Genomic DNA, 24,715 nt, shown 5'->3' with positions numbered 1-24,715 from the left:
GCTGCCCGCAGACGGAGCCCGGCCATGAGCGTGACCGCGGCGGAAGGATTCGTTGCCGCCGGCTGCCATGCCGGGATCAAGCGGCGCCGGGCGGACATGGCCATGATCGCTACCGACGACCGCAAGCCGGTGACGGCGGTCGCGGTCTTCACGCAGAACAAGTTCGTCGCGCCGCCGGTGACGGTCTCGCGCGCACGGCTGGCGGAGAATGGCGGCCGCGCCGCCGCGATCATCGTCAACAGCGGCAACGCCAATGCCGGCACCGGAGAGCAGGGCTTGGCCGACGCCCGGGCGATGGCGCAGGCGGCCGCCGACGCGCTCGGCATCGACGGCTCCGACGTGCTCGTCTGCTCGACCGGAATCATCGGCGCGCCCCTGCCGATGGCGGTCATCCTCGCCGCAACGCCGAAGCTGGCGAAAAGGCTTTCGGCCGACGGCGCGGAGGATGCGGCCAAGGGGATCCTCACCACCGATAACGTGCCCAAGGAATCGGTCGTGCGCGGCTCGACCTTCACGGTGGGCGGCATGGCCAAGGGCTGCGGCATGATCGCGCCGAACATGGCGACGATGCTCGCCTTCCTGACCACGGACGCCGACGTCGCCCGTGACGACCTGCAGCGCATCCTCCGCGAGGCGGCGGATCGGACCTTCAACACGCTGAACGTCGACGGCGCCACCTCGACCAACGACACGGCGGTCCTTCTCGCCAGCGGCCGCCGCGGCCCGCCCGATCTTCGGGAATTCGGCGATGCCGTTCACAAGGTCTGCGAGGAGCTGACGCTGCAGATGGCCCGCGACGCGGAAGGCATGACCAAGATGGTCAGCCTTCGCGTCACCGGCGCCGCCAGCGATTCCGAGGCGCGCGCCGCGGCGAAGAACATCGCCGAGAACAACCTGGTCAAGTGCAGCTGGCATGGCGGCGACCCCTATTGGGGCCGTCTGCTGGCCGCGGCGGGATCGGCCGGAGTCGCCTTCGAGGTCGATCGATGCGCGGTCGCTTACGGTGGAGTCGTCGTCGCCAAAGCGGGCGCGCCGATCGACCATGACGAGGAGGCGGTCGCGCGGCACATGAAGAGCGATGAGATCGAGATCGAGGTCGATCTCGGTGCCGGCCGCGGCGAGGCGAAGGTGATCGGGATCGATCTCGGCCCCGGCTACATCAAGGAAAATGTGAAGACGTCATGATGACTGCCGGAGAAACCGCGCGCGTGCTCGTGCAGGCGCTGCCCTATGTCTACCGCTTCGCCGGCAAGGTCGTGGTGGTGAAGCTCGGCGGCGCCGCGATCGATGCGGAGCTCGACCGGGCGCTCGCCCAGGACGTGCTGCTGCTGCGCAGCGTCGGCGTGCGCTGCGTCCTCGTCCATGGCGGCGGGCCGCAGGTCGATGCGATGATGCGCCGCGTCGGCAAGGAGCCGGAATTCCGCGGCGGCCTTCGCGTCACCGACGCCGAGACGCTCGAACTGGTCCGTATGGTGCTGGTCGGCAAGATCAATCGCGACCTTGTCGGCACGATCAACCGCGAGGCGATCGAGGAGCCGGTCGCGGTCGGAGTCTCGGGCGAGGATGCCGGGATGCTGGTGGTGGCGCCCCGGGAATCGGCGTTGGGGTTCGTCGGCGACGTCAGCCATGTCCGCACGTCCGTGCTGCACCGGCTGCTCAACGAGGGCCTGACGCCGGTCGTGTCGACGATCGGCGCGGACGAAGGCGGCCAGCCCTATAACGTCAATGCCGACGAGGCGGCCCGGGCGATCGCGGTGGCGATGGGAGCGGAGAAGATCGTCTATCTCACCGCCGCGCCGGGCCTGCTCGAGAATGTCGAGGACGAGTCCAGCCTCGTGCGCCGCATCACCTCCAACGAGCTTCGCGAGCGGATCCAGCATGAGAGCGTGAGCCGGGGCATGATCCCGAAGCTCAGGGCCTGCGCCGACTCGGTCGACGGCGGCGTGCGCACGGCGCACATCATCGACGGTCGGGTGCCGCATGCCTTGCTGATCGAGCTGCTCACCGACGAGGGGATCGGGACGATGGTCAAGCGGGAGGCGGACTGGTGAGGGATCTACTCAAGATAGCGGACCTGACGGCCGAGGACCTGGCCGAGATCCTGATCCTGTCGGAGCGCGGCGATCTCGCCCGGCCGCTCGAAGGCCGGGGCGTCGCCCTGGTCTTCCAGAAACCCTCGGCGCGGACCCGCAACTCGATGGAGATGGCGGTCGTCCAGCTCGGCGGCCACCCCATCTATATCCAGAAGGACGAGGTCGGGTTGGGCACGCGCGAGACCGCCGAGGATGTCGCCCGTACCCTCGCCTGCTACCATTCGATCATCGCGGCGCGGGTCACCGACCATCGCGATCTCGACCTCATGGCGGCGGCGACCGAGACGCCTGTGCTCAACATGCTGTCGGACACCGATCACCCGCTCCAGGCGCTCGCCGACCTGCTCACCGTGAAGCAGCTGGTCGGCCGCATCGACGGGGTTCGCATCGCCTATGTCGGCGACGCCAACAATGTCTGCCGCTCGCTGGCAGAGGCGTCCGCCTTGGCCGGCGCCGAGCTCGTCGTCGCCAGCCCGCAAGGCTACGGCCTCGAGACGGTGATGGACGCGCTGCCGGACGGCGTCCGACAGGTCGCCGACCCCGCCGAGGCGGTGCGCGGCGCCGACATCGTCTATACCGATGTCTGGGTCTCGATGGGCCAGGACGCCGAGACCGAGGCGCGGATGAGCGCCTTTTCCGGCTATCGCGTCGACGCGGCGCTGATGGCGGCCTGCCCCGAGGCGTGGTTCCTCCACTGCCTCCCCGCCCGCCGCGGCGAGGAAGTCGCCGCCCAGGTGATCGACGGTCCGCGCTCGGCGGTGTGGCGCCAGGCCGAGAACCGGATGCATACCGCGCGGGGCGCGCTCGCCTGGATGCTGTCGCGATGAGGGCACCGTGACCGACACCCGCGCCCGACGATTGCGGACGCTTGCCGACCTGCTCCGGAGCGACTCGCTCGCCAGCCAGGAGGAGGCGACCGAGCGGCTGCGCGCGCTCGGCTTCGCCGTCACCCAGGCGACGGTCTCCCGCGATCTCGAGCAGCTCGGCGCGATCAAGGTGAAGCGCGGCGGCGTGCTCACCTATGCGCTGCCCGACCAGATCGCCGAGACCGACTGGACAGCCGGCCGGCTCGAGCGGATCCTCGGCGAATGGGTGCTGTCGATCGAGGCGGCCGGCCAGCTCCTCATCGTCAAGACGCCGCCCGGCTCCGCCCATTTGGTCGCCTCGGCGATCGACCATGCCCAGCTGCCGGAGATTGCCGGCACCGTCTCGGGCGACGACACCCTCTTCCTCGCCATCCGCGACGGCGTCGCCATTCCCACCCTCCTCCGCCGCTTCGAGCGGCTGATGGGCCAAGCGAAAGTAATGTACGCATGAGTGACAAGCGCCGGGCCGACGGCCCGAAGAAGGTGGTGCTCGCTTATTCCGGCGGCCTCGACACGTCGATCATCCTCAAATGGCTTCAGACCGAATATGGCGCGGAGGTCGTCACCTTCACGGCCGATCTGGGCCAGGGCGAGGAGGTCGAGCCGGCGCGGCGCAAGGCCGAGCTGCTCGGCATCAAGCCCGCCAACATCTTCATCGAGGACCTGCGCGAGGAATTCGTCCGCGACTATGTCTTCCCGATGTTCCGGGCGAACACCGTCTATGAGGGACAGTATCTGCTCGGCACGTCGATCGCGCGGCCGCTCATCGCCAAGCGGCAGATCGAGATTGCCCGCGCCGTCGGCGCCGATGCCGTCTGTCACGGCGCGACCGGCAAGGGCAACGACCAGGTCCGCTTCGAGCTCGGCTATTATGCGCTCGAGCCCGACATCAGGGTGATCGCGCCATGGCGCGAATGGACCTTCGCCAGCCGCGAGCAGCTGATCGACTTCGCCGAGAAGCACCAGATCCCGATCGCCAAGGACAAGAAGGGCGAGGCCCCCTTCTCGATCGACGCCAACCTCCTCCACTCCTCGTCGGAAGGAAAGGTGCTGGAGGATCCTTCGGTCGAGGCCCCGGAATATGTCCATCAGCGGACCATCTCTCCCGAGGAGGCGCCCGATCGGCCGACGGTGATCGAGATCGCCTTCGAGCAGGGCGACCCGGTCGCAATCGACGGCGAGCGCCTGTCGCCGGCGGACCTGCTCGCCCGCCTGAACCAGCTCGGCCACGACAACGGCATCGGCCGGCTCGACCTCGTCGAGAACCGCTTCGTCGGCATGAAATCCCGCGGCGTCTACGAGACGCCGGGCGGGACCATCCTGCTCGCCGCCCATCGCGGCATCGAATCGATCACGCTCGACGGCGGCGCGATGCATCTCAAGGACGAGATCATGCCGCGCTACGCCAAGCTCATCTATAACGGCTTCTGGTTCTCTCCGGAGCGCGAGATGCTGCAGGCGCTGATCGACAGGAGCCAGGAATTCGTCACCGGGACGGTGCGGGTAAAGCTCTACAAGGGCAATGCCACGGTGATCGGCCGCGACAGCCCGTTCGCGCTCTACGACCAGGACCTGGTCACGTTCGAGGAGGGCAGCGGCAGCTACGACCAGCGCGACGCCGCCGGCTTCATCCGCCTGAACGCACTCAGGCTGCGGATCGCGGCGACGCGGGCGCGAAGGGCGCAGGGCTGAGCGGCGAGACCGATCTCGGCCGACTGCTCGCCGGGCTCGAGCCGAGGCTCGACCCGGTCGAGTACGGGTTCGAGACGGCGGCGGAGCCGCCGCCGGTCGGGAAAGTCTTCGCGCTGATCCGCGAGGAAGAGGGCCTGACCGTGATACGGCCGGGCATCGGCTGGGCGCGGATCACGCTCGGCGTCAATTCGAGCCTCGAAGCGGTGGGGCTCACTGCCCGAGTCGCGGCCGCGCTGGCCGAAAGGGGGATCGCCGCGAACTTGGTCGCCGGCTACCATCACGACCATCTGTTCGTGCCGTGGGAAGATCGGCAGGAAGCGCTGGCGGTGCTGCGGCGTCTGCATTCCGCCTCCCGGGCCGTCTCGCCTGACCCGGCTTCGTCAGCCCAGCGCCGAGGCTAAATCGGTGTGCGAGAAATCCGACCCGACAAACAGAAGCGGGCAGTCCAGCGCCCGAGCCAAAACATAGGCAAAGCAGTCCCCGACATTGAGATGGGCAGGGTGAAAGCCCTTCCCCCATCTGAGATAGGCATGAGCTGCCTGCCGAGCCTCGGCCGGTCCGACTGGCTCCACGACGATACCGAGATCCTCGATCAGACCCGCCATCTCCTCCCCGAAGCCGCGACAGCCGGAGACGATAAGGGCTTCGGCCAGCGTGCCAGCCGATATTCTGACGTCGGGACTGTCCTCAAGCACCCGTCGACAGCGCCGCCCGACAGGTTCGTCCATCAAGATCGCGATCAGCGCGGAAGTGTCGACGACGATCAACCGGGCAGCCCCGTCTCCTCGTCATAGAGGAAATCCTGGCTTCGCGCTGCATCCGGTCCAGGAGCGACTTTCTCTCGCGCGCGCCGGACGATGGCGTCGATCACCGCGCGACGTTCGTGCGGGCTACGTGGAACGGGCCGAACGGCCACCAGCTTGGCCGCAGGCTGCCCATGCCGCGTCAACACCACCTCGTCGCCCGCCTCGGCCCTCCTCACAAGATCCGTCAGGCGACCTTTCGCGTCAGAAATGGATACCTTCATGCCTGGAAATATGGACCTCCATTGGTCCAAATCAATGCGAGATTGAGTCAGCGAACCCGATCGGCCTAAGCCGTGGCCATGAAGCTCGCCATCCTCGAGACTGGGGCCCCGCCAGTGCCGCTCGTCGCCCGCTTCGGCCGCTACCCGGCCATGTTCCGCCGGCTGCTCGGGGACGGCTTCGACTATGAGAGCTACGACGTGCCCGCCGGCGAGCTGCCGCCGGTGCCGCGCGGTCACGACGCCTATCTGATCACCGGATCGCCGGCCGGCGTCTATGACGGCCTGCCCTGGATCGGCGAGCTCGCGGCCTTTCTGCGCGCCGCGGACCGGCATGTGAAGCTGGTCGGCATCTGCTTCGGCCACCAGATCATGGCGGAGGCCTTCGGCGGCCATGTCGAGAAATCGGAGAAGGGCTGGGGCGTCGGCCTCCACACCTATCCCGTCGTCCGCCGCGAACCGTGGATGGACGACGCGCCTGCGGTCGCGGTCCCGGCCTCGCACCAGGACCAGGTGGTGATCCAGCCGCCGAAGACGCATGTCGTCGCCTCATCCTTGTTCACGCCTTATGCGGGCCTGGCCTGGATCGACCGTCCGGCCATCTCCTTCCAATTCCACCCGGAATTCTCGCCCGATTATGCCCGGGCGCTGATCGACGGCCGCCGCGACCGGATCGCCGACGCGGACCGGGCGATCGCCTCGCTCGACCGGCCGAACGACAATGCGCGAGTCGGCGAATGGATCGGGCGCTTCCTTGCCCGCTGAACCCTTGCCTCGCCGCAGGCGCGGACCTAGTCGGACCGGAACGGAGGAGATACCATGAAAACCCGAGCCGCGATCGCCGTCGCCCCCAACCAGCCGCTGGAGATACACGAGGTCGACCTCGACGGGCCGAAGGCGGGCGAAGTCCTGGTCGAGATCATGGCGACGGGCATCTGCCACACCGACGCCTACACGCTCGAGGGCAAGGACAGCGAGGGCATCTTCCCCTCGATCCTCGGCCACGAGGGCGCCGGCATCGTCCGCGAGGTCGGCCCCGGCGTCACCTCCGTCGCGGTCGGCGACCATGTCATCCCGCTCTACACGCCGGAATGCCGGCAGTGCAAAAGCTGCCTTTCGCGCAAGACCAATCTGTGCACCGCGATCCGCGGCACCCAGGGCAAGGGCGTGATGCCCGACGGCACCAGCCGCTTCCGCCTCGGCGGCGAGACCATCTACCATTATATGGGCTGCTCGACCTTCTCCAACTTCACGGTGATGCCCGAGATCGCCGTCGCCAAGGTCCGCGCCGACGCGCCTTTCGACAAGATCTGCTATATCGGCTGCGGCGTCACCACCGGCGTCGGTGCGGTGATCTGGACGGCCGGCGTCGAGCCCGGCAGCAATGTCGTCGTGTTCGGCCTCGGCGGGATCGGTCTCAACGTCATCCAGGGCGCGAAGCTGGTCGGCGCCGACAGGATCGTCGGCATCGACGTCAATCCGGGCAAGCGGGCCATGGCCGAGCAGTTCGGCATGACCCATTTCCTCAACCCCAACGACGTCGGCCAGGACAGACTGGTCCAGGCGATACTCGACGTCACCGACGGCGGCGCCGACTACAGCTTCGATTGCACCGGCAATACCGACGTCATGCGCGCCGCGCTCGAATGCTGCCACCGCGGCTGGGGCGTCTCGACCATCATCGGCGTCGCCGAAGCCGGACGCGAGATCTCGACCCGGCCGTTCCAGCTCGTCACCGGCCGGGTCTGGAAGGGCTCGGCCTTCGGCGGCGCCCGCGGCCGCACCGACGTGCCGCGCATCGTCGACTGGTATATGGACGGCAAGATCGAGATCGATCCGCTCATCACCCACACCATGAAGCTCGACGACATCAACAAGGCGTTCGACCTGATGCATGCCGGAGAGAGCATTCGCAGCGTCGTGGTCTATTGATGAGCCTCGAGACCCTCTCCGCCTGGAAGAGCCATGGCGGCACCCAGGGCGTCTACCGCCATGCCAGCCGCGAGACCGGCACCGACATGGTCTTCTCGCTATTCGTGCCGCCGCAGGCCGAGAGCGGGCAAAGGCTTCCGGTCGTCTGGTACCTGTCCGGCCTCACCTGCACCCATGCAAACGTCACCGAGAAAGGCGAATATCGCCGCGCCTGCGCCGAGCTCGGGCTGATCTTCGTAGCACCCGACACGTCGCCGCGCGGGCCCCAGGTGCCCGACGACGAGGCCTATGATTTCGGCCAGGGCGCCGGCTTCTACGTCGATGCGACGCAGGCGCCGTACGCCGCCCACTTCCGGATGATGAGCTACGTCGCCGACGAGCTGCCGGCGTTGATCGCGACCCGTTTTCCCGCCGATCTCGAGCGGCAGGCGATCACCGGCCATTCGATGGGCGGCCACGGCGCGCTCACCGTCGCGCTGGCCCGCCCCGATCGCTTCCGCAGCGTCTCCGCCTTCGCGCCGATCGTCGCGCCGTCGCAGGTGCCGTGGGGCGAGAAGGCCCTGTCCCGCTATCTCGGCGAGGATAGGCAAAGCTGGCGGCGCCACGACGCGGTCGCCCTGATCGAGGACGGCGCCCGGCTCCCGGAGATCCTCGTCGACCAGGGCGGCGACGACGCCTTCCTCGCCGAGCAGCTCCGCCCCGATCTGCTCGAGCGTGCCTGCGCCGAGGCCGGCATCCCGCTCACCCTGCGGATCCAGCCCGGCTACGACCATAGCTATTTTTTCATCTCGACCTTCATGGCCGACCATCTGCGTTGGCACGCGGAGCGGCTCGGGCGTGGTTGAGCGCCCTCAGCCGGCCGCGCGTCGCCGCGCACCGGCGAGCCGCGCCATCACCTGCTCGCCGGAGACGGCCCGGCCGAACAGATAGCCCTGGCCGGTATCGCAGCCATGACTGCGCAGGAAGTCCGCCTGCGCCTGCGTCTCTATCCCCTCCCCGACCACCTCGATGTCGAGGCTCCGGCCGAGATTGAGGACGGCGAGCACAATCGCTCCATCGTCGGAAGACGCGCCCGAGCCGAGGTCGTGGATGAAGGACTGGTCGATCTTCAGCGCGTCGACAGCGAACTGCTTCAGGTGCGACAGCGACGAGAAGCCGGTGCCGAAATCGTCGAGCGCCACCCGGACCTTGTTGTCGCGCAGCACGCCCAGCGCCCTTGCCACATATTCGCTGTTCTTGCCCTGGAAGACGGTCCGCTCGGTGATCTCGACCTCGACCAGCCCGTTGGGTACGCCGGCCGCGCCGAGGCGGTCCAGGAGCGATTCGGCAAAGTCGTCGTTGCGGAACTCGGCCGCCGAGGTGTTGATCGCGACGCGGCCGAACGGCAGTCCCGCGTCGAGCCAGAGGCGCATGTCCTCGAAGACGAGCGCCTGCATCTGCTCGCCCAATTGCCGGGCCAGAGCGGCATCGCCGAAGGCCTCGGCGATCGTGGCGGGCGGCTGGATGCCGAGCTCCGGGTGGCGCCAGCGCAGCAGCGCTTCGAAACCGACCAGGTCGCCGCTGCGCAGGTCGATCTGCGGCTGGTAGTAAGGCAGTATGAGACCCTTGCGGATGGCGTCCCGGGCCAGGTTCAGCATGGAGATCCGGTCCTGCATCTCGCTGCGCATCGTCGGCGTGAACAAGGTGACACCGCCGCGCCGGGTCAGCTTGGCGGCGTAGAGGGCCAAATCGGCATTCTTCATCAGCTCGTCCGGGGTCTCGCCCTGATCCGGATAGAAGGCACCGCCGACGCTGGCCCGGCAGTCGAGTGATCGGCCGAGATGAGCGACCGGCACCTGCAGCCGCTCGAGGATAGGCGGCAGCCGGGCCTCGATCTCTTCCGGCCCGGCAATGTCGGCCAGGATGACGGCGAACTCGTCGCCGCCGAGCCTGGCGACGAAATCGCTTCGCCGCACGGCGCCGCGAAGCCGCTCGGCGAAGGCGCGCAGCAGCGCGTCGCCGGCATCGTGGCCGCGCTCGTCATTGACCTCCTTGAAGTGATCGATGTCGAGCATGAGCAGGCCGACCCGCCGTCCGCAGGCACCGGCCAGCGCGAGCGCTTCGCTGAGCCGGTCCTGGAAGACGGCCCGGTTGGGAAGCGTGGTCAACGCGTCGTGGCTCGCCGCCCAGCGGACCCGCTCGACGCTGCGGCGCTGATCGGTGACGTCGCGCGCGATCGCCAGCAGGGCCGACGCCCGGCCGATCTCGCCGCCCACCGACGTCACCGCGACGTCCCACCATTTCTCCTCGCCCGCGACGCGGGTGGCGCCGGCGAAGCGTCCGACGCCGCCGCTCCGCGCGACGGCGATCGCTCCGTCGAGCGCGGCACGGACCTCGTCGGGCCAGCATTCGCACCAGGGCCGGCCGGCGATCGGCTCGAACGAGCCCGCGCCGGCGGCGGCGAGCGCATGCCCGTTCATGAACGTCAATCGGCCGTCGGGATCGAGCAGGGCGATGGCATCGGCGCTCGCCTGGATGATCCCGAGATTGAGCGCCTCGCCGGCCCGCGCCGCCTCCTCTGCCTGCTTGCGATCGGTGACGTCCATGTGGGAGCCGATCGCGCCGAGGTAACGGCCTTCGCCGTCGCGCAGGATGCGGGTGCGGTTGAACAGCCAGCGCGCCTCGCCATTGTCGGCGCGGATGATCCGGAACTCGTTCTCGATGCTTTCGGCGCCGGACTCCAGCACCGCCCGCCAATGGTCGAAGGTGCGCTGCCTGTCTTCGGGGTGGATGAGCGCGATATAGGCGGCGTCCGACAGGCTCGGCGTATCCTCGGCCAGGCCGAGATTTCGATAGAATTGAGGCGAGCAGATCGCCACGAAGTCGGGCCCGCTACGGTAGCTGCCGATCCGTGCCACCTCCTGCACCAGGCGCAGATGCGCCTCGCTGGACTGCAGCTTCTGCTCGGCGAGCTTGCGCTCGGTATCGTCGAAGATCAGTCCGAACAGGCGCTCGCCGCCGCCGGCTTCGGCCGGGATCGGATGGCTCAGCGCGCGCAGCCAGCGGACCTCGCCGTCGCGTTCGCGCAGGCGGAACTCGAAGGCGCGCGGCAGAGCGTGTCCGTCGCCGGCAGCGCGGACCGGCGGCGGGTGCGCGGAATCACGGGGGTCGACGAGGGCGAGCCATTCCTCGTGGCTCAACCGACCGTCATGGTCTCGGGGAAGGCCGTAGATCCGCACCGCCTCCGGCGACAGCCGCAGCGCGAAATCCTCGAGATTGAGCTCGAACGTGCCCGCATCGGCGCCGTCCAGCGCCATGCGCAGCATGTCGTTGGCGCGAAGCCTCTGGGCCTCGACGCGCCGCCGCTCGGTCGCGTCGACCACCACCGACAGGACGGAGTCGATCTCGCCATCGTCGCCGCGGATGAAGGAAACCTGGATGTCGACCCAGCAGGCGCTTCCGTCGGGCCTCAGATAGCGGCGCTCGGCCCGGTAGGATCGGCCGTCCGCGCTGTCGCGCCTGACCTGGGCGGCGATCGACTCCGCGTCGTCCGGGTGCCACAATTCCGAGATGGGCATCCCGTCGAGCTGCTCGGGCGAACGCCCGACCAGGTCGCAGAAGGCGCGATTGACGTGGAGCAGCCGATCGGAAAGGTCGCGGTGGAGGATGCCCACCAGCGACTGGTCGAAGACCGTGTCGAGCTGTGCCTGCCCGGCGCGAAGCGCGATCGCATTTCGGCGGCTCTCGGTGACGTCCTGGATGAAGCCATCGAGCATCGGTCCGTCCGTGCCCTCGGTGATGAGGCCCTGCTCCATTACCCAGCGCACCTGGCCGAACCGGTCGATGATCCGGTAGTCGAGCGAGAAGCGGTGGCCGATGGCGAGATCCGTCTCGATCTTCTGCACCACCATCGCCAGATCGCTGGGATGGACCATGTCGGCCCAGGTCAGCCGATGCTCGAGAAATTCGACGGCCGCATATCCGGTGAGCGGCTCGACCTGCGCACTCATGTAGCGCATCCGCCACGGCGCCTTCGGCTCGCAACGATAGACGAGGCCCGGCAGCTGGTCGACCAGTTCCGCCAGCACGATCCCGGCTGGCGGAGCCGATTCGGCCCGAGGCTCTTTGCGGCGGGACTTGCGTGGGGGCACGAAAACCTTCCTGGCGGCCGATGGAAGGAAAGGGCGGCGTTCCGTCCCATGGCGCAGCCCCGGTTACGGCCGCGTTAAGTCGGCTCCGCCTGTCTTTTCGTGCCGGACAAGGCCGATGGCCTCAGCTTCCCATCCGGTAGGCGCCGAGGCCATCGCCGAGATGCGGGTTGTTCGCCTCGCGGACCCGCGCCGCCGCCTCGTCGTAGAGGAACGGCAGGAAGGCGTAGCGGCGGCCGCGGGTCACCGGCGTCGCCTCGTGGAGCAGCGAGCAGGAGAAGACGACCGCGCCGCCGGTCGGCGCGCGGTAGGTGCGCGGGCCGTATTCGGGAAAGCGCAGGTCGCCGCCCTCATAGTCGCCGGCATTGAGGTTGATCGTCACCGCGAAGCGGCGATGGGCGGTGCCCTTGGTGGTATTGTCGCGGTGCGGACGGAAATGGCCGCGCCCAGCCTCGTAGCAGGCGACGAGGTAGCGCTCGATCCGGGTCGGTCTGAACTGGAAGGCGCGTTCGAGAGCCGGGTTGAGACGACGGTTCATGCGCAGGACGACCGCCCGGCGCAGGCTCTCGTCCTCGATGATGTGGTCGCGCCGCTGCTTGTGCTGCGGATCCACCATGAGGACCGTCTTGCCGCCGACGTCGCGCATGAAGCCCGATTCCTCGCCCCCACTCGTCTCGTAGAGGCCGATCAGATGGCGGCACAGCTCCGGCTCGAGCACGTTCGACACGGTGAGGACGGGCGCCCACGGCACGTCCGGCGCCTCGGCCGCCAGGAGCTCGCGCAGCGCCTGCACCGCCTGCTCGCCCTCGCCCAGGGCGAAGCGGCCGATGACGCGGAGCGACGGATCGAGCAGCAGCCAATGGGGACGACGCTCGCCGTCGGCGTCCACCGCCCCGTAGGCGCGGCTCACCGCCTGCTCGTAATCGAGGAAATGCCGTATGCCCGGCAGGCTTTGCGCGATCCGTCCGGCCGCCGCGTCCTCGGGATCGGTGGTGACGCCGAAGAAGCAGGCGGCGAAATCGTCGAACAGCGCCCGATGCCGGGCGGCCACCGCCAGCGCCGCCGCCGATTCCGGATTGGCGGCCGATCCGTGGAAGAGCAGGAGCACGTGCCGCCCGGCGACGGTGTCGAAGGCATAAGAGGGCGACCCCGACAAAGCGGGAATTCTGAACCACGGCGCGTGATCGCCCCATTCGAGCATCGGCGGCTTTCGAAGTATCGTCGTTGCGCAGAGGCTAGCGGTGGGGCGCTTTGGGGTCCAGCGCAGGCAAGGACCCGCTTGTGTAGCCGGCAGAAATGGTGCGGGCGGGTAGGCTGCCGATTTCGCACGTGAAGACGCGAAGACGCGAAGAAGCCCCGTCCACCCGACTCGTCATCCCAGCGCGAGCTGGGATCTCACTCTTCTTTGGGAAAGGTCAGGGAGATACTGGCCTTCGCCGGGATGCGAGCATTTGCCGAGATGCCTGGGCCGGCGTCATTCCCCGGACGCCCGGACCCCCTCCCCTACCGCTTGCTGCCGGCGCACCCAGCGCTGCAGCTCCTCCAGCCTTATCGCCTGCTCGGTGGCGAGGGCGGCGTCGGGGAAAGGAAGTCGACACGCTCCGGCGGCTGCATCAGATCCTCCGGCGGCGCCGGGAAGCCCGGGCAGATCGCCGCCGCCGCCGGCGCCACCGGGATGCGCTCGATCCGGGGCTGGCCGCAGCTGCAGAGCAGCAAGGCGGCGACGGAGATCGGAAATCCTCTGCTGATAGTCACGGCTCACCTCCTGGCTGGCGGTCTGCTGAGCCCGCTCGGTGCGGCGGGCCTGGTCGGCGAAGCGGCGGGCGGCGCGCTCGGATTCGGCGCGCACCCGCTCGGCGAAAAGCGCATTCTCCGCTCGCACATTCTCGAGCGAGGCGCGGGCGGCGTCGCGCTGACCGGTGCGAACGTGGAGCAGGGCCGCCAGCAGCAGCACGACCAGCAAGGCGGCGACCGCCGGCCCCCGCCGCAGCGCGATAGCGAGCGCGCTCATGTGAAGCGCCTCAGCACGCGATTCCATTCGGCCGGCGTCTGCGGCGGCCGCGGCCGCTCGCCGACCCGCTCCACCTGCTCGTAATAGAGGTGCATCACCTCGCAGGGGACGCGGGTGGTTCGCGGCGCGGGCGACGGCGCTGGCGCCGCGCCCGGCGCTGCGGCGGCGAGCGCCAGCAGGGCGCCGGAAAAGGCGTGAAGCTTCATGAGCTGTCTCCTTGTCGAGGCGGGGAGGTGTCGAGGCCGCGCAGGCAGATTTCCCGCTCGTGCCGGCGGCGGCGGGTGAGGCCGCGCACCGGCACCAGCCGGCCGTTCACCCGCGCTTTGTTCCAGGCGGTGAGGGCGTCGCAGCCGCCGCGCCAGTCGCCGGCGCGGAAATGCCGCGCCGCGGTCGATCGGCAGAAGGCGCGCGTGCCGATATTGTAGGCCAGACTTCCGGCGGCGATGAGCGGCCCCTCGCGCCCGCGCAGCTGCGGGACGCAGGCCAGCACCGGGCCGAGATGGGCGAGCGCCTGCCGCTCGAGCCGGGCCTCGCATTCGGCGCGGGAGGCGGCGCGGCCCATGCGCACGTCCTGCGTGTCGCCCCAGCAGATCGTCGGCACGCCGGCGAGGTCGACATAGGGCTCGGGCTCATAGCCTTCCCAGGCGGCGATGGTGGCGAGCAGCGCGCCGGCGGCGGGAAGGCCGATCAAGGCGGCGAGGCGGCCGCGCGGATCGGGCCGCGGCGCGCCGGCGGCGCCCGGCTCAGGGACGGGGAAGCTGCCGCTGGGCATCGAGTTTCTCCTGGCGGACGACCCGCGCCACGATGGCGAGGGCGAAGCAGAGCAGGGGCACCCCGGCCGCGATCCAGCGCGGCAGCAAGGCGCGCGCCTCGGCCGGGACGACGGCCCACAGGGGCAGCGCCTGCTCGGCGGCGAGGATGACGAGGCCGAGGAAGTTCAGGCGCACGGACCAGAAGCGCCAGGCGCGGCGCCAGTCGGGAATGGCTTTCATGGGGCTGCGGGTTGAGGCGGCGCGTCGCCACGGGGGACCGGAAGGGAGAAAGGATCGGAGCGGTTTCGGCCGACGCCTCAACTAATCCGCGCGGAGACGCGACGCGCGGCGCTACCGCGGGCTGAACCGGCGGCCGGTGGTCCGGAAGGCTTTGGAGGAATGGACCGGCATGATGGCGCGCGGGCCTTACAAAAAGCGGGTCGTGTGACTATACCGAGCTTTGGGTAGCGGTGGCACGATACGGTGAGTGCGCTGAGGCTAAGACCCAGAGGATGTGCGGTTCGAGTCCGCACCCGCTGCCGACCCAAAATTCAAGCTGAGACACTACCGCTCGGATGCGGGCACGGAACGAGGCCGGTTCGCCCGACCTCGTCCGATCAGGCGGCGGCCCAGGCGGGCTCCAGTCCCCTCATCCACTCGATATTGGAGAAGCGAGGATCGGAAGCGACCAGTTCGTGCACCGTCCTGACGAAATCCCAGAAATCGGACTTGCTCCCGCCAAATCGGCGCCAGAACGGCGTCACGTCGACGATCTGGATAGTCGTGAAGTCGCCGAGATCGGTGACGAGCACCATATGCTCGCGCTTGCCGAGGGTGACGTACACTTCCCAGCCGTTCAGGGCATGGAGCTGAGGGTCCTCGACCTCCAGGTCCTTTTCGCGAAGCATGTCAGCCAGCGCCTCGGCGATGAGACGGCCGCCGAGGACGACGATCTCGTCATCCTCCTCGATCATGTCGTCAGGGAAATCAGCGACGCATTCGAAGCCGGCGTGAAGTGCCATCAGTCATCCTCCTCGTCTCCGACGAGATACGCACCGCCACCGACCGCGCCCCCAGTTCCGCCGACCGCGATCTTGAGCGGCCTTGGACTGCCAAACCAAAGTCGCCCCGCGGGGCCGTATTTCTGCAGCCCCGCGCGACCGCCGGACCAGCTGCGATCACCGAAACGCTTCGGGAGATTAGCACCATGAAATCGAGGGTCTACCCGATAGTGCAACTCATACATTTGGCCCCGGGTTATGTTGGGCGGGATCAAGACGTTGAACCGACTGTCGGTGAACCATTTCGGCAAGTTGTGCTTACGGGCGATGAAGTGCTCGCCCATTCCAAAGTAGGGCTCCGCGAGATACTTCGCGGCGCCATGAGAATACCCTTGTTGCATGTACCGTTCGACCTCGCGAGGGTCTATCTCGAAGGGTGCCGAGGACCGCCCGGTCAGGGAACTTCTGCGTTTGGGCGAAGACGGTCGCCCCTGAGTCGCGGTGCCTTGACGCGAACCAACTCTTCCTGACCTTGAAGCCCCCGTCGTTCCAGCACGCCCCGAGGGGAGGGGCATGTCAGTCGAACGAGCTATCCGTCCGGCCGGCGATGGGGCAAATCTGCCAGCGCCGCTCACGCCGCGGCCCAGACCCCCGGTTCCGGCACTGAACAATGCGCCGACTGCCGAGTCTTCGAGCGAAAACAAGTCAGTACCATTGGCACCCGAATCGATGTAGGCACCTGTCACGACATCGGCGCCAATCCCGGGCAAAGAAAAGGCGCCCTGGACTCCGCGACCGATCAGCCGACCGGCAGCTTGACGACCGATACTTTGGATCGAGGCGGAGCCCGCGACGTCGCCTAGGAAAGACGACACCGGATTCTGTTCTCGGACCATCGCCATTCCACGATTGGCAAGGTCGCCATCGCCTCCCGTCAGTTCCACCAAATTGTCGAGGTGATTGCCAGTTGCAGCATTCCCAGCGGCAATACTGTATGCGCCTATCGGACCCCGCGCGACAGTTGCTATAGCGGACTCGCCCGGGGTGAGCGGTCGCGAAAGGCGCTCAAGGTCGATGCTGAATGGCCCAGCATAGTCAGGATACTGGCGTCGCCATTGCTGGAGCGTTCGATATTGGGCGATAGTGTCCTTTATGAAGTCGGAATCTAGGCCAAAGCTCCGCAGGTAACGCGCCACTTCTCCAGCTGAGGCATTGCCGCGCACCAAGCGTTCCACGCCGGCGTTGAGGCCCTGAGTCTGCGGATTGACCGAGACATTCACGTCGGAATTCAGAGCCAGCTCGCCCGCGGTTCCAGGCGCGATCGCACGCTGGTCAAGTCGAGTCATCGTTTCACGGCTGCCTTGGTCATCCTGCACGAACATCGGATCGGCTGTCTGCACCGGAATCCTATCATGCCCCCGTGTCGGGGGAGCCGGCACAATGCGATGCATGGAGCTCGTTTCGGCACTGGCTCGTCCGAACTGATCGCCTCCCGTGGCAGCGAAGGAGTCGAAGCCGCGCAAAAAGTCTAGGTCGGAGGATCCAACAATATCGCGCTCGAGCATCAGTGCCTCAAGCGCCGCATCGACACGCGCTTGTCCATGCGGCCCTAGAATCGGGTGCAGCCCCAACGCATCGGCGACAAGTAGCGGCGCAGGCGGCCCGGTAACGCCCTGCGGCATTCGACGGTTGCCGGGCGACGGCAAGGCACGTCGACTTCCCTCGATCATCGCTTGAGGCAGGATCCACTCAGACGGGTCGAGAACCCGCCGAAGACCGGAAAAAAATGCCATCAGGATCTCCTTGGATTGGATGAAAGGGAATAGATGCGCGCCAGCCCTCTCGGCTCGTCCTCGGGACGAGCACGCCGGGCTCGGCGAGGCGGGGCTGGAAGAGGGCTGGCCTTTGGCGGCTACCGCCGTCTGCTACCTTGGCCCCGAGATCGAAAAAGCCGCTGCACGGTTCGCGTCTCGTAAATGCGGATCGCGGTCCAGACGACGGTGAGCAGCGCCGCCACTGCGGGTAGCCATTCCGCGATCGTGGCGAGGACGACCCCGAGCGAGATGGCGTCGCCGACATGGTGGGAGAGCTCGCCGCTTTGGGCGAGCGGGAGGGGGGATTCGGACATTGAAGGTACCTTCGACCGACTGTGAAGATGCGGGCTGGGGCGCGAGCGAGCGCTCGACCCGGCTTTCGCCGACGCGCTGTTCGCCGAGGATCACATCCCCATGGAGGACGCGGGGATCGACGATCTCGTCGTCAGGATGCGGGCCTTCGTGAGCGTGCCGATGAGGTCCGACGACGGGTCGGCCGCGCACGTAAATCGCAGAGGCGGCCGACCGGTAATGCTTCAGCTGTCGGCCAGTCACGAAGCCGGCGGCGCAGCCGACAGTTGCTCCTCACTTTTGAATGAAGCTCTTCGCGAAATTGCCGAGCTCCAGCATCTGGCTGAACAGGCTGGGCGTCTCCCGAGTCACGCTCGTCCCCTGCGTCGTGCCGGTGCCGGTGGTCGTCCCCGTCGTCGATCGCCCAACCAGTATGTCGTACGGGGTCATCCCCGACAGCTGGCCCATTGCCTGGAGCTGGGCCAGTGGCGCCATCGCGCGGGCTTGGGCGATCTGGCGCTGCTGGTCCCCGAGGCCCGCGAGGGCCTGTAGGTTGGCGCGGCCTTCCGCCGACCGGTCGCTGGTGATCGCCCCGATGAGCTGCGCGGCCTGGAGCGCTCTGGCCGCGGCCGTGTCCCGCTGGCCGGCATTGAATTCCTGGTTTCGGACGCCGGCCTGCTGGTTGGCGAGCGCCGCCTGGAACGCATTTTCGGCGCCGTAGCGATTGGCGGCCGTCCCGGCTTCGGCTGCGGCAAGTTCGCGCTGCTGCTGCTGGGCGAGGCCGAACTGGCTGGCCGCATCGGTGCGGCCGGCGAAGTCCAGCGCGTGGCGCGACGCGAGGTCGGCATTGGCGCTCGAGGCCCCGAACAATTGCTGCATGAACTGCGCCGCGGCCTCGTTGCTATAGCCGGCATTGGCGAGGTTGCGCTGGAGGTTGAGGCCGGCCTGGCTGAGGCTGCGCGTGTTTTCCGCACTGGCGTTGAACGCGCCCGCCTGCTGGCGGCGGTTGGCGTCGTCCGCGGAAAGCCCGGCGCCGACGCTGAACGCCCGATCCCGCAGCCCGGCTTCGGTCGCCGCCCGCTCGCGCGCCAGCCCGGTCTCGGTCTGGGCCTCCTGGATGGCATAGCGGGAGCCGCCGAAGGCACCGTTGCGGGCCGCCTGCGCCGCCTGCTGCGCGCGGGTCTGGCCCGCATTCTCGTCGAAGCCCTCAAGCGCCGATCTCACCACCCGGTCGGTGTACGGGCTCATGTAGCGGTCGAGGTCCGTGAGCAGGTTCTGAGCGTCCACCTGGGCGGTGGGGGCGACGTTCACCCCCGCCGCCAGCGTCGGATCGTAGCCGAACGCCTGCACTTGCTGCGGGACGGAGCCGGTCCGGGCGGCGCCATAACCCTGTGCCTGCCCATAGTCCGCCGGGTCGAAGCCTGTGCCCGCGACCGTGGCGGCAGAGCCGGCGAGGTTCGCCCCGCTTTGCCCAGCCTGCTGCGCCATGTCGAGCGCCTGCCGGCCTCCGCCTTGGGGGACGAGCATCGATCCGGCACTGTTCCACGCCTGCTGCTGGAGGGCGGAAGGGGCGGCGACGAAGCTCCGCGGGTCCAGATTGCCGAATTCGCGGATGCGACTCACATAGTCGCGGGCCACTTCTTCCAGATAGGGCGGCGTCACCGGCATCTGGGTGCCGCTCGTCGCTTGATTGCTGGTCTGGGTCTGGTTGGTGGTCGTCTTCGACTTCGAGCTGGAAAGGCCCATCTACAATTCCTTCCTGATCGTCAGTTGATGCGGCTCGTATCCGCTCGTCCTCAGCGCCTTCGCCCATCCGGAGCGGGATTCGATGAGCGCCAGGATGCAGCCCGCCTGCCTGGCCCACGCCTCGGCCCGGGGGATGAGGAGGTCGCGTATCTCCTCGATCGATCCGGCGGCGACGAGACCGTGGATCACGAGTGCTCCGCTCGGATAGCGGCGGATCTCCGTCGCCATGGCGGCGCCATCCGAATACCACATCTGCGCTCGTCCGGAGAGGACGAGGCCGTCCAGATACTCGATCGGATGGAGCCGTGGATCGAGGGCCGACGCGAAGGCTTCGCGCCAGCTCTGGTAAGCAGTCACCGCCGGCCCATCTCGACGGCGTCGAACAGGAGCTTGCCGATCCGGGTGTAGCCCGTGCCCGTGAGCGTGGCGGCGATTATCCGGCCCGAGGCGCGGAAGTCTCTCTTCGCCGCTCCTCGCGGCACGGCCACGGCCTTCTCCACCGGATCATCCGCCGGATAGGCCCGGGCATGGACCGTGAGCGTCACGTCGCTCCCCTGCGCCTCGAAATCGGGAACGAAGCTTCGGAGCATCATTCGCCGGCCGCCCTCGTCGGCATATTGATCGGACAGCTTGATGTGCCAGGGCGGCGCCTCCCCGGCCGCATCTTCGTGATGCCAGACGCCCCCTCCGGCATCGGTCATGACGGGCTTCGTGAGGGCGCCCGCCGCCGCCGACGCGGTCCGGGCGAGAAGCCCGCGAAACCAGATCGGGCGCTGCGCCATCCGGGATTCCGAGAGCGAATAGGCAACGTACCGGCTGTTCTCGGCGCCGTCCCTCACGTCCGGATAGAAGAACCAGACCTCGCCGAACTTCCCGATGGTGGTGGCCACGATCTTCGCCCGCTGGATGAGGTCGAGATTGTCGAAGAAGTCACGATGGATCGGGCAGGGCAGTATCTGCGGCACTCCGCCCAAGGCCCAGTGGTAGAACTGGCCGTCGCTTCCCACCCAGAAGGCGGTCTGATCGACGACGGCGACGGCGTTCGGCCCGATCAGCCCGCAATGGCCGGAGACCAGGTCGAAGCGATAGGCCTGCCCAGGATCGCCCAGGAACTGGCCCATGTGCAGGCCATTGTCCGTCCACGCGGCGATCGCCGGTCCGACGATGCGCGCCGCGACGATCCGGCCGCCGCCCTCCAGCACATGCTCGAAGGCGTTGTTGTCGCTCGCGGTCGTCCAGTCGGTGATGTCCTCGATGTCCGATCCGCGGATGCACAGCGGGTTGAAGTCGCCCGACACCTCCTCGTTGCAGCCGAATGCCAGCACCTGCCGCTCCGGCGTTGTCAGCGCGAAGGCGACGATCGACGGGGCATTCGCCACGGCCATTGCGGCGGAGGCGCTGTCGCCCTCCCATTTGTAGATCGTCCCGCCGCGCGGATTGGCGATGATCCAGTCGCCATAGGTCGACAGCGACCAGGTGCGCGCGAAATAGGTCGAGGCCGGGTCGCCATAGGCACCCAGGCCATAGGGGCCGGATCCGTAGCCGGCGGTTTCGCCGGTGCTGTCGGCGCTCCCGACGATCAGGCCCGCCGGCGTGATGTCGTGCAACTCGCTATTGTCCCACACCTGCAGCTTCTGGTTCGTCCCGAAGACGACCCGCACCGGGCCATTGCCGTGGCTCTGCGTCAGGATGTTCCGACACACGCCGCTCAGCGCGGCGCCGTTCAGCGCCTCGGTCCAGCCACCGATCGTCTCGGGCCGGCCGAGCCTGAACCGCATGTTGGAGCCGTCCTCCCAGGTGCCGGGCGCGGCGAACCCGGTATCGTCGCTCGAGATGCCGGGGGGCGGAGAAATCGGGATACGCATCAGCCGCCCAGCGCCTGGATGCGGGCGACGACTTCCTGGAGCGTGTCGTAGCGCCGAATGGCTATGTCCGAGACGGTCAGGGTCGACGAGACGCCGCTCCCGAAGAGCAAATCGGCCGAACCGGAACCAGCATTCAGCTCGACGGAGTACGTGCCAGCTCCAGTTATGTTAAAATCCTGAATGGCACCAGTTTTCAGCCTTATTCTTAGACTGCCCTCTGTGTACGACGCTACTGTCACAGTCGCGAGATAGCGCTGATTGTTGATGATCGTCCCTACCGGGATGTTGATACTACCGGGGTTAGCGACTCCCGTCATGATTAGGTTTCCGCCGGTGACCAAGTAACCCGATGCCGCTCCAGTCCAACTTACCGGAGAATTGAACGATGGATCTGTGCACCGCTCAGTTGCTTCGCGCACTCGAAGTGAAGTGCCGTTCCCAGCGAAACCGGCGGAGGAACTGAAGGAGCCTGATGCGCTGAGGCCGCCGCCCACCGTCAGCGCGCCCGCCACTGATAATGAGCTCAGGTGGACGGGCTCGGCGAGGTAGACGCTCTCGCTGCCGTCGCAGAACAGCCATCCGCTCGATCCACTCGCCAGGACGGCAGAAGCGGCAGGCGTACCCGTCCGCACGGTCAAGGCTCCGGATGTGCCGTTCCGCACAAGATAGCTCTTCTCGACGTTCGGTATCACGATCGTTCCGCCGGCACCGGTGCAATTGAGCACCCGCTTGCGCGCCTGGTCGGCGGCAAAGTCGTTGACGGTGAGCTCGACCGAGCCGGAGACCGTCAGCAGCTCGACGCCATCGAGCGCGACATCGACAAGGTCGATCATGTTGCTGTTAAGGCGGCTACCCCAGGTATTGCTGTTCTCACCCGGCTCTTGCTTTTCGAGCCGGTTGCGGGGCGTGGCGGTTGAGGGCATCAGCGGATCCTTTCAGGCGCAGGCTGACCGCTCGCGTCGATATGTGACGGAGGCGGGGTTGCTGCGGAGGGTCAAAGGTAGGTTGCGGAGGACGGTCGACCGGTTGTCGCACTTCGCCAACTGGTCGACCGCGACTACAATCAACGGACGACGATATTCTGTACCGGTCTTGGGAGGCCTTCGTGTCCGCAAGTCCGAGGACTGGATGACGGATCTACTTGAGAAGCTGCTTTCGAAGCGGCCCGGCGCCTTCGTCGATGTCGGGGCAAATCTCGGTCAGACCATGCTCAAGGTCTGCTCAATCGACAAAAAAAGGTCCTACGTAGGGTTTGAGCCTAATCCGGTGTGCGTCGGTTATTTGCGCCAGCTTATTGCTCGCAATGGACTCCAGAACTGCACCATTATCCCCGTAGGGATTGCGCCGCGGGCTTACGTCGCCGGCCTCAACCTCTATGACGGTGCCGCTGACTCATCGGCGAGCATAATCCCTGCATTTCGGCGCCGGACTGCCGAAACCGTTCCGGTTCCCGTCATGAGCGATGCCGAATTGGACCTCCCTGAGACGATCGCAGTCCTTAAGATTGACGTTGAGGGCGGTGAGCTTGGAGTGATCGAGGGCCTTCAGTCAACAATCGCCAGTCGCCTACCTGAGATCGTCGTGGAGATCTTGCCTACGAGGAACCAGCCCGAACGCCGAGACCGGCAGGAGCGGCTGGAAACCCTGCTGTTCGGCATGGGCTATCAAATCTCGATCGTCAGAAAACAAAACGGGCGGTTAGCGGGACTTGAGCCAGTCGCCAGCGTCGGTTTTGAGCGAACGATGGACACAGTCGACTTTCTGTTTTCGCGGCCTTCTAGCTGACCACCGCGCGATCTGTGACGCGCCGCCAGTTCGTGCCGTCCGAGAAGGCGACCACCGGGCCGCCGGCTTCGTCGGGGACGTGGATCAGGCCCTGCGGCCAGTCGGCCGCGGCGGGCAGGTCGGCCAGGGTAAAGGACGGCAGGCGCACCGGCGCGTCGGCCGGCCGGCGCATCTGCTGCTCGATCTCCCGGACGAGCGAGGACGCCCAGGTCGGCGCGTCCCGCGGGATGATGATCCGCATCACACCACCTGCGACGCCCGGATCCGGATCGGCGGCGCGCCCTGCGAGCGGCGCCGCCCGGACCGGTTGACGCTGTCTATCGCCGCCTGCAGCCGCGCCTCGTGCAGGCTGATCCCCTCGCTGTCTCGATATTTGGCGAACAGCTCGACCAGCGCCCCGTTGAGATACAGATCGGGATGGTCGGTCAGCAGCCAGTTGGTGTCATTGTCGCCGGAGAGGGCCGGGATCGACCGGATATACGTCAGCACCAGATCGTACACGCTGTCCGGAGCGGGCCCGAGCACCAGCTGCTCCCCGCTCACCGCATGGTGCCGGGGCCTGCCCGTTGCGGCGGCGGCATGCGTGCGCCGCAGGTCCGCCAGCGTCATCGGCTCGAGCAAGGTCTTCGGGTCACCGTCCAGGAAGGCCGCCCGGATCGCCCACAGGTCCTGGGGAAGGTCGATCGTCTCGGCCATGGTGGGAAGGGTGATCGTCGCCTCTCGCTCGGGCGAGGACAATTCCCGCTGAAGCCGGTGCTCGGCAAGGGCGATGCATTCGGCGGCGGTCGCGTCGATGTTGCTGTCGTCGCGGTCGCCCCAGTCGGCGATCGCGCTCTTGAGCTCCGCATAGGTCGTCGGCGCGCTCATGCCAGCTCTCCCTCCGCTCTTTGCTCGATCTCTTCGGCCTTGCGCGCGAACCTGGCCGCGCGGTTGCGCCGGTGCTCGGCCCACCGGTCGCGTTGGGCGAAGGCATGGCCGTTGGTGAGGACGATCTCGAACAGATGCCCGATCTCCCAGGAAAGGCGATGGTCGACGAACGGGCGGATGCCGGCTTCGGCGAGCTTGCGGAAGAAGAAGACGTCCTCGCCGATCATGCCGACCTTGTTCGCGGTCGGCTCGAACTTGAACAGGGGCAGGAAGTTGCCTGTCGCGGCCGCCGATTCGGGTCCGTCGCCATCCTCCTCCGCCTTCGCCTGGAGCGCGTCGAACACGCGCATGTCGATCAGCAGCAGCCCGAAACCGAGATGGGCGCAGGCCTCGATCTCGCCGGCCTCGGCCTTCTCGCGCGTGGTGTAGAGGAGCAGCCGGTCCGACTCCCCCTCCCCGCCCGCCGGGCCGGTCGCGCCGCTCTCCACTGCGGCGGTCGGCGCGGTCGGCGTGAACCGGCGCGGATAGTTGCAGCCCACCACCGGCAGGCCGTGCCCCAGCAGCCGCAGCATGGCGTCGGGGGGAAAGACATGGTCCGCATCGAGGCAGAGCATGTAGTCCGCCTCCCACGCCAGCGCCTCGGCGACCAGCCGGTGCCGGCTCTCGGTCAGCATCGAGGAGGAGACCATGAACGTCTCGAGCTGGAGCTGCACCGGCTCGGCCGCCTCGCCGCGGACGACGGTCGCGCCGAGCGAATGGACGATGAGATTGGCGAGGCTCTGGGTGAACCGGGCATGGGTCATCCCATAGACGGGAATGCAGATCGCGACCTTGAGGGTCGGCATGGTG

28 protein-coding genes and 1 tRNA gene are annotated in these 24,715 nt (G+C 67.6%); 11 read left to right on the top strand and 18 right to left on the bottom strand.

Translation table 11 applies throughout. The features are described from left to right. The first annotated feature begins 24 nt into the window (after positions 1-24). Genes argJ through DDE10_RS18770 form a run of 6 tightly spaced genes read left to right on the top strand, consistent with a single transcriptional unit; the run spans position 25 to position 5,052 of the window. Positions 25-1,185 carry a bifunctional glutamate N-acetyltransferase/amino-acid acetyltransferase ArgJ gene (gene argJ / locus DDE10_RS18795; RefSeq protein WP_114954341.1) on the top strand — a complete coding sequence of 387 codons (1,161 nt, stop codon included), beginning with the start codon at positions 25-27 and terminating at the stop codon, positions 1,183-1,185. Beyond that, positions 1,182-2,051 carry an acetylglutamate kinase gene (argB, locus tag DDE10_RS18790; RefSeq protein ID WP_114954340.1) on the top strand — a complete coding sequence of 290 codons (870 nt, stop codon included), beginning with the start codon at positions 1,182-1,184 and terminating at the stop codon, positions 2,049-2,051. Before argJ ends, argB begins: the two co-directional genes overlap by 4 nt. Then, a complete protein-coding gene (argF, locus tag DDE10_RS18785; RefSeq protein ID WP_284734764.1) occupies positions 2,048-2,920 on the top strand; it encodes an ornithine carbamoyltransferase in 873 nt (290 codons plus the stop codon). The genes argB and argF overlap by 4 nt, the downstream gene beginning before the upstream one ends. Positions 2,921-2,927: 7 nt before the next feature. After that, the gene (locus tag DDE10_RS18780; RefSeq protein WP_114954338.1) at positions 2,928-3,410 is read left to right on the top strand and encodes an arginine repressor; all 483 of its coding nucleotides are present in this window, start codon (positions 2,928-2,930) and stop codon (positions 3,408-3,410) included. Next, positions 3,407-4,651, top strand: a complete 1,245-nt coding sequence (locus DDE10_RS18775; protein ID WP_114954337.1) for an argininosuccinate synthase — start codon at positions 3,407-3,409, stop codon at positions 4,649-4,651. The genes DDE10_RS18780 and DDE10_RS18775 overlap by 4 nt, the downstream gene beginning before the upstream one ends. Further along, positions 4,648-5,052 (top strand): ACT domain-containing protein, encoded by a 405-nt coding sequence (locus DDE10_RS18770; RefSeq protein WP_114954336.1) that lies wholly within the window; start codon positions 4,648-4,650, stop codon positions 5,050-5,052. Before DDE10_RS18775 ends, DDE10_RS18770 begins: the two co-directional genes overlap by 4 nt. Here the strand turns inward: DDE10_RS18770 and DDE10_RS18765 are convergent. Further along, a complete protein-coding gene (locus tag DDE10_RS18765) occupies positions 5,032-5,418 on the bottom strand; it encodes a type II toxin-antitoxin system VapC family toxin (RefSeq protein WP_114954335.1) in 387 nt (128 codons plus the stop codon). The two genes, DDE10_RS18770 and DDE10_RS18765, sit on opposite strands and share 21 nt — an antisense overlap. Continuing rightward, the gene (locus DDE10_RS18760) at positions 5,415-5,678 is read right to left on the bottom strand and encodes a type II toxin-antitoxin system Phd/YefM family antitoxin (protein WP_114954334.1); all 264 of its coding nucleotides are present in this window, start codon (positions 5,676-5,678) and stop codon (positions 5,415-5,417) included. Before DDE10_RS18760 ends, DDE10_RS18765 begins: the two co-directional genes overlap by 4 nt. Positions 5,679-5,756: 78 nt before the next feature. Here DDE10_RS18760 and DDE10_RS18755 point away from each other — a divergent pair, with 78 nt between their 5' ends. From DDE10_RS18755 to fghA, 3 genes are read left to right on the top strand one after another with little or no spacing between them, the layout of a single operon-like run. Then, positions 5,757-6,440 carry a glutamine amidotransferase-related protein gene (locus DDE10_RS18755; RefSeq protein ID WP_114954333.1) on the top strand — a complete coding sequence of 228 codons (684 nt, stop codon included), beginning with the start codon at positions 5,757-5,759 and terminating at the stop codon, positions 6,438-6,440. Positions 6,441-6,494: 54 nt separating this feature from the next. Further along, a complete protein-coding gene (locus tag DDE10_RS18750) occupies positions 6,495-7,607 on the top strand; it encodes an S-(hydroxymethyl)glutathione dehydrogenase/class III alcohol dehydrogenase (RefSeq protein WP_114954332.1) in 1,113 nt (370 codons plus the stop codon). Then, positions 7,607-8,452, top strand: coding sequence for an S-formylglutathione hydrolase (gene fghA / locus DDE10_RS18745; RefSeq protein ID WP_114954331.1), 846 nt, complete (start codon positions 7,607-7,609; stop codon positions 8,450-8,452). The genes DDE10_RS18750 and fghA overlap by 1 nt, the downstream gene beginning before the upstream one ends. 6 nt (positions 8,453-8,458) lie before the next feature. On the opposite strand, the gene DDE10_RS18740 is transcribed toward fghA, so the two are convergent. The 6 genes from DDE10_RS18740 to DDE10_RS18715 form a co-directional block, all read right to left on the bottom strand. Continuing rightward, positions 8,459-11,674, bottom strand: coding sequence for an EAL domain-containing protein (locus tag DDE10_RS18740; RefSeq protein ID WP_114954330.1), 3,216 nt, complete (start codon positions 11,672-11,674; stop codon positions 8,459-8,461). Positions 11,675-11,858: 184 nt separating this feature from the next. Further along, positions 11,859-12,935 carry a 2OG-Fe(II) oxygenase gene (locus tag DDE10_RS18735; protein ID WP_114954329.1) on the bottom strand — a complete coding sequence of 359 codons (1,077 nt, stop codon included), beginning with the start codon at positions 12,933-12,935 and terminating at the stop codon, positions 11,859-11,861. A 273-nt stretch (positions 12,936-13,208) separates the two neighbouring features. Beyond that, positions 13,209-13,745: a hypothetical protein gene (locus DDE10_RS18730; protein WP_114954328.1), complete on the bottom strand. Its 537-nt coding sequence runs from the start codon at positions 13,743-13,745 to the stop codon at positions 13,209-13,211. Beyond that, positions 13,742-13,951 carry a hypothetical protein gene (locus DDE10_RS18725; RefSeq protein ID WP_114954327.1) on the bottom strand — a complete coding sequence of 70 codons (210 nt, stop codon included), beginning with the start codon at positions 13,949-13,951 and terminating at the stop codon, positions 13,742-13,744. The genes DDE10_RS18730 and DDE10_RS18725 overlap by 4 nt, the downstream gene beginning before the upstream one ends. Next, positions 13,948-14,517, bottom strand: coding sequence for a lysozyme (locus DDE10_RS18720; protein WP_114954326.1), 570 nt, complete (start codon positions 14,515-14,517; stop codon positions 13,948-13,950). Before DDE10_RS18720 ends, DDE10_RS18725 begins: the two co-directional genes overlap by 4 nt. Continuing rightward, on the bottom strand, positions 14,489-14,737 hold the full coding sequence (locus DDE10_RS18715; protein ID WP_114954325.1) for a DUF7940 domain-containing protein: 249 nt from the start codon (positions 14,735-14,737) through the stop codon (positions 14,489-14,491). The genes DDE10_RS18720 and DDE10_RS18715 overlap by 29 nt, the downstream gene beginning before the upstream one ends. A 224-nt stretch (positions 14,738-14,961) precedes the next feature. On the opposite strand from DDE10_RS18715, the gene DDE10_RS23575 reads away from it, so the two are divergent. Then, positions 14,962-15,038: transfer RNA gene (locus DDE10_RS23575), tRNA-Leu, on the top strand. A 76-nt stretch (positions 15,039-15,114) separates the two neighbouring features. Here DDE10_RS23575 and DDE10_RS18710 read toward each other — a convergent pair. From DDE10_RS18710 to DDE10_RS18680, 7 genes are all read right to left on the bottom strand, one after another. Further along, on the bottom strand, positions 15,115-15,519 hold the full coding sequence (locus DDE10_RS18710; RefSeq protein WP_114954324.1) for a hypothetical protein: 405 nt from the start codon (positions 15,517-15,519) through the stop codon (positions 15,115-15,117). Next, entirely contained in the window at positions 15,519-17,291 is a 1,773-nt protein-coding gene (locus DDE10_RS23570) for a hypothetical protein (RefSeq protein WP_162806729.1), read from the bottom strand. Before DDE10_RS23570 ends, DDE10_RS18710 begins: the two co-directional genes overlap by 1 nt. A gap of 119 nt (positions 17,292-17,410) precedes the next feature. Next, on the bottom strand, positions 17,411-17,626 hold the full coding sequence (locus tag DDE10_RS18700) for a hypothetical protein (RefSeq protein ID WP_114954322.1): 216 nt from the start codon (positions 17,624-17,626) through the stop codon (positions 17,411-17,413). Between the two features lie 271 nt (positions 17,627-17,897). Then, a complete protein-coding gene (locus tag DDE10_RS18695) occupies positions 17,898-19,349 on the bottom strand; it encodes a hypothetical protein (RefSeq protein WP_114954321.1) in 1,452 nt (483 codons plus the stop codon). After that, positions 19,350-19,706 (bottom strand): hypothetical protein, encoded by a 357-nt coding sequence (locus tag DDE10_RS18690; RefSeq protein ID WP_114954320.1) that lies wholly within the window; start codon positions 19,704-19,706, stop codon positions 19,350-19,352. Beyond that, complete coding sequence (locus DDE10_RS18685) at positions 19,703-21,214, bottom strand: hypothetical protein (protein WP_114954319.1); 1,512 nt, start codon at positions 21,212-21,214, stop codon at positions 19,703-19,705. Before DDE10_RS18685 ends, DDE10_RS18690 begins: the two co-directional genes overlap by 4 nt. Next, on the bottom strand, positions 21,214-22,137 hold the full coding sequence (locus tag DDE10_RS18680; protein ID WP_162806728.1) for a hypothetical protein: 924 nt from the start codon (positions 22,135-22,137) through the stop codon (positions 21,214-21,216). The genes DDE10_RS18685 and DDE10_RS18680 overlap by 1 nt, the downstream gene beginning before the upstream one ends. Before the next feature lie 205 nt (positions 22,138-22,342). Between DDE10_RS18680 and DDE10_RS18675 the strand changes: the two genes are divergently transcribed. Further along, on the top strand, positions 22,343-22,999 hold the full coding sequence (locus tag DDE10_RS18675; protein WP_162806727.1) for an FkbM family methyltransferase: 657 nt from the start codon (positions 22,343-22,345) through the stop codon (positions 22,997-22,999). On the opposite strand, the gene DDE10_RS18670 is transcribed toward DDE10_RS18675, so the two are convergent. Genes DDE10_RS18670 through DDE10_RS18660 form a run of 3 tightly spaced genes read right to left on the bottom strand, consistent with a single transcriptional unit; the run spans position 22,992 to position 24,711 of the window. Beyond that, entirely contained in the window at positions 22,992-23,240 is a 249-nt protein-coding gene (locus tag DDE10_RS18670; protein WP_114954316.1) for a hypothetical protein, read from the bottom strand. The genes DDE10_RS18675 and DDE10_RS18670 overlap by 8 nt on opposite strands. Then, complete coding sequence (locus DDE10_RS18665; RefSeq protein WP_114954315.1) at positions 23,240-23,866, bottom strand: phage adaptor protein; 627 nt, start codon at positions 23,864-23,866, stop codon at positions 23,240-23,242. Before DDE10_RS18665 ends, DDE10_RS18670 begins: the two co-directional genes overlap by 1 nt. After that, a complete protein-coding gene (locus DDE10_RS18660; RefSeq protein WP_114954314.1) occupies positions 23,863-24,711 on the bottom strand; it encodes a hypothetical protein in 849 nt (282 codons plus the stop codon). The genes DDE10_RS18665 and DDE10_RS18660 overlap by 4 nt, the downstream gene beginning before the upstream one ends. Positions 24,712-24,715: the final 4 nt, after the last annotated feature.

It is taken from the genome of Sphingosinicella terrae, assembly GCF_003347635.1.
GTDB classification, from domain to species: Bacteria; Pseudomonadota; Alphaproteobacteria; order Sphingomonadales; family Sphingomonadaceae; genus Allosphingosinicella; species Allosphingosinicella terrae.
The sequence above is the reverse complement of the archived record's forward strand: the minus strand, read 5'-3'. Positions and strand labels throughout refer to the sequence as shown.

Bases quoted from the DNA above. Each gene is read 5' to 3' on its own strand.
- argJ (WP_114954341.1), top strand. From the start codon at position 25: ATGAGCGTGACCGCGGCGGAAGGATTCGTTGCCGCCGGCTGCCATGCC.
- argB (WP_114954340.1), top strand. From the start codon at position 1,182: ATGATGACTGCCGGAGAAACCGCGCGCGTGCTCGTGCAGGCGCTGCCC.
- DDE10_RS18775 (WP_114954337.1), top strand. From the start codon at position 3,407: ATGAGTGACAAGCGCCGGGCCGACGGCCCGAAGAAGGTGGTGCTCGCT.
- DDE10_RS18760 (WP_114954334.1), bottom strand. From the start codon at position 5,678: ATGAAGGTATCCATTTCTGACGCGAAAGGTCGCCTGACGGATCTTGTG.
- DDE10_RS18755 (WP_114954333.1), top strand. From the start codon at position 5,757: ATGAAGCTCGCCATCCTCGAGACTGGGGCCCCGCCAGTGCCGCTCGTC.
- DDE10_RS18750 (WP_114954332.1), top strand. From the start codon at position 6,495: ATGAAAACCCGAGCCGCGATCGCCGTCGCCCCCAACCAGCCGCTGGAG.
- fghA (WP_114954331.1), top strand. From the start codon at position 7,607: ATGAGCCTCGAGACCCTCTCCGCCTGGAAGAGCCATGGCGGCACCCAG.
- DDE10_RS18735 (WP_114954329.1), bottom strand. From the start codon at position 12,935: ATGCTCGAATGGGGCGATCACGCGCCGTGGTTCAGAATTCCCGCTTTG.
- DDE10_RS18730 (WP_114954328.1), bottom strand. From the start codon at position 13,745: ATGAGCGCGCTCGCTATCGCGCTGCGGCGGGGGCCGGCGGTCGCCGCC.
- DDE10_RS18725 (WP_114954327.1), bottom strand. From the start codon at position 13,951: ATGAAGCTTCACGCCTTTTCCGGCGCCCTGCTGGCGCTCGCCGCCGCA.
- DDE10_RS18720 (WP_114954326.1), bottom strand. From the start codon at position 14,517: ATGCCCAGCGGCAGCTTCCCCGTCCCTGAGCCGGGCGCCGCCGGCGCG.
- DDE10_RS18715 (WP_114954325.1), bottom strand. From the start codon at position 14,737: ATGAAAGCCATTCCCGACTGGCGCCGCGCCTGGCGCTTCTGGTCCGTG.
- DDE10_RS18710 (WP_114954324.1), bottom strand. From the start codon at position 15,519: ATGGCACTTCACGCCGGCTTCGAATGCGTCGCTGATTTCCCTGACGAC.
- DDE10_RS23570 (WP_162806729.1), bottom strand. From the start codon at position 17,291: ATGGCATTTTTTTCCGGTCTTCGGCGGGTTCTCGACCCGTCTGAGTGG.
- DDE10_RS18700 (WP_114954322.1), bottom strand. From the start codon at position 17,626: ATGTCCGAATCCCCCCTCCCGCTCGCCCAAAGCGGCGAGCTCTCCCAC.
- DDE10_RS18695 (WP_114954321.1), bottom strand. From the start codon at position 19,349: ATGGGCCTTTCCAGCTCGAAGTCGAAGACGACCACCAACCAGACCCAG.
- DDE10_RS18685 (WP_114954319.1), bottom strand. From the start codon at position 21,214: ATGCGTATCCCGATTTCTCCGCCCCCCGGCATCTCGAGCGACGATACC.
- DDE10_RS18680 (WP_162806728.1), bottom strand. From the start codon at position 22,137: ATGCCCTCAACCGCCACGCCCCGCAACCGGCTCGAAAAGCAAGAGCCG.
- DDE10_RS18675 (WP_162806727.1), top strand. From the start codon at position 22,343: ATGACGGATCTACTTGAGAAGCTGCTTTCGAAGCGGCCCGGCGCCTTC.
- DDE10_RS18670 (WP_114954316.1), bottom strand. From the start codon at position 23,240: ATGCGGATCATCATCCCGCGGGACGCGCCGACCTGGGCGTCCTCGCTC.
- DDE10_RS18665 (WP_114954315.1), bottom strand. From the start codon at position 23,866: ATGAGCGCGCCGACGACCTATGCGGAGCTCAAGAGCGCGATCGCCGAC.
- DDE10_RS18660 (WP_114954314.1), bottom strand. From the start codon at position 24,711: ATGCCGACCCTCAAGGTCGCGATCTGCATTCCCGTCTATGGGATGACC.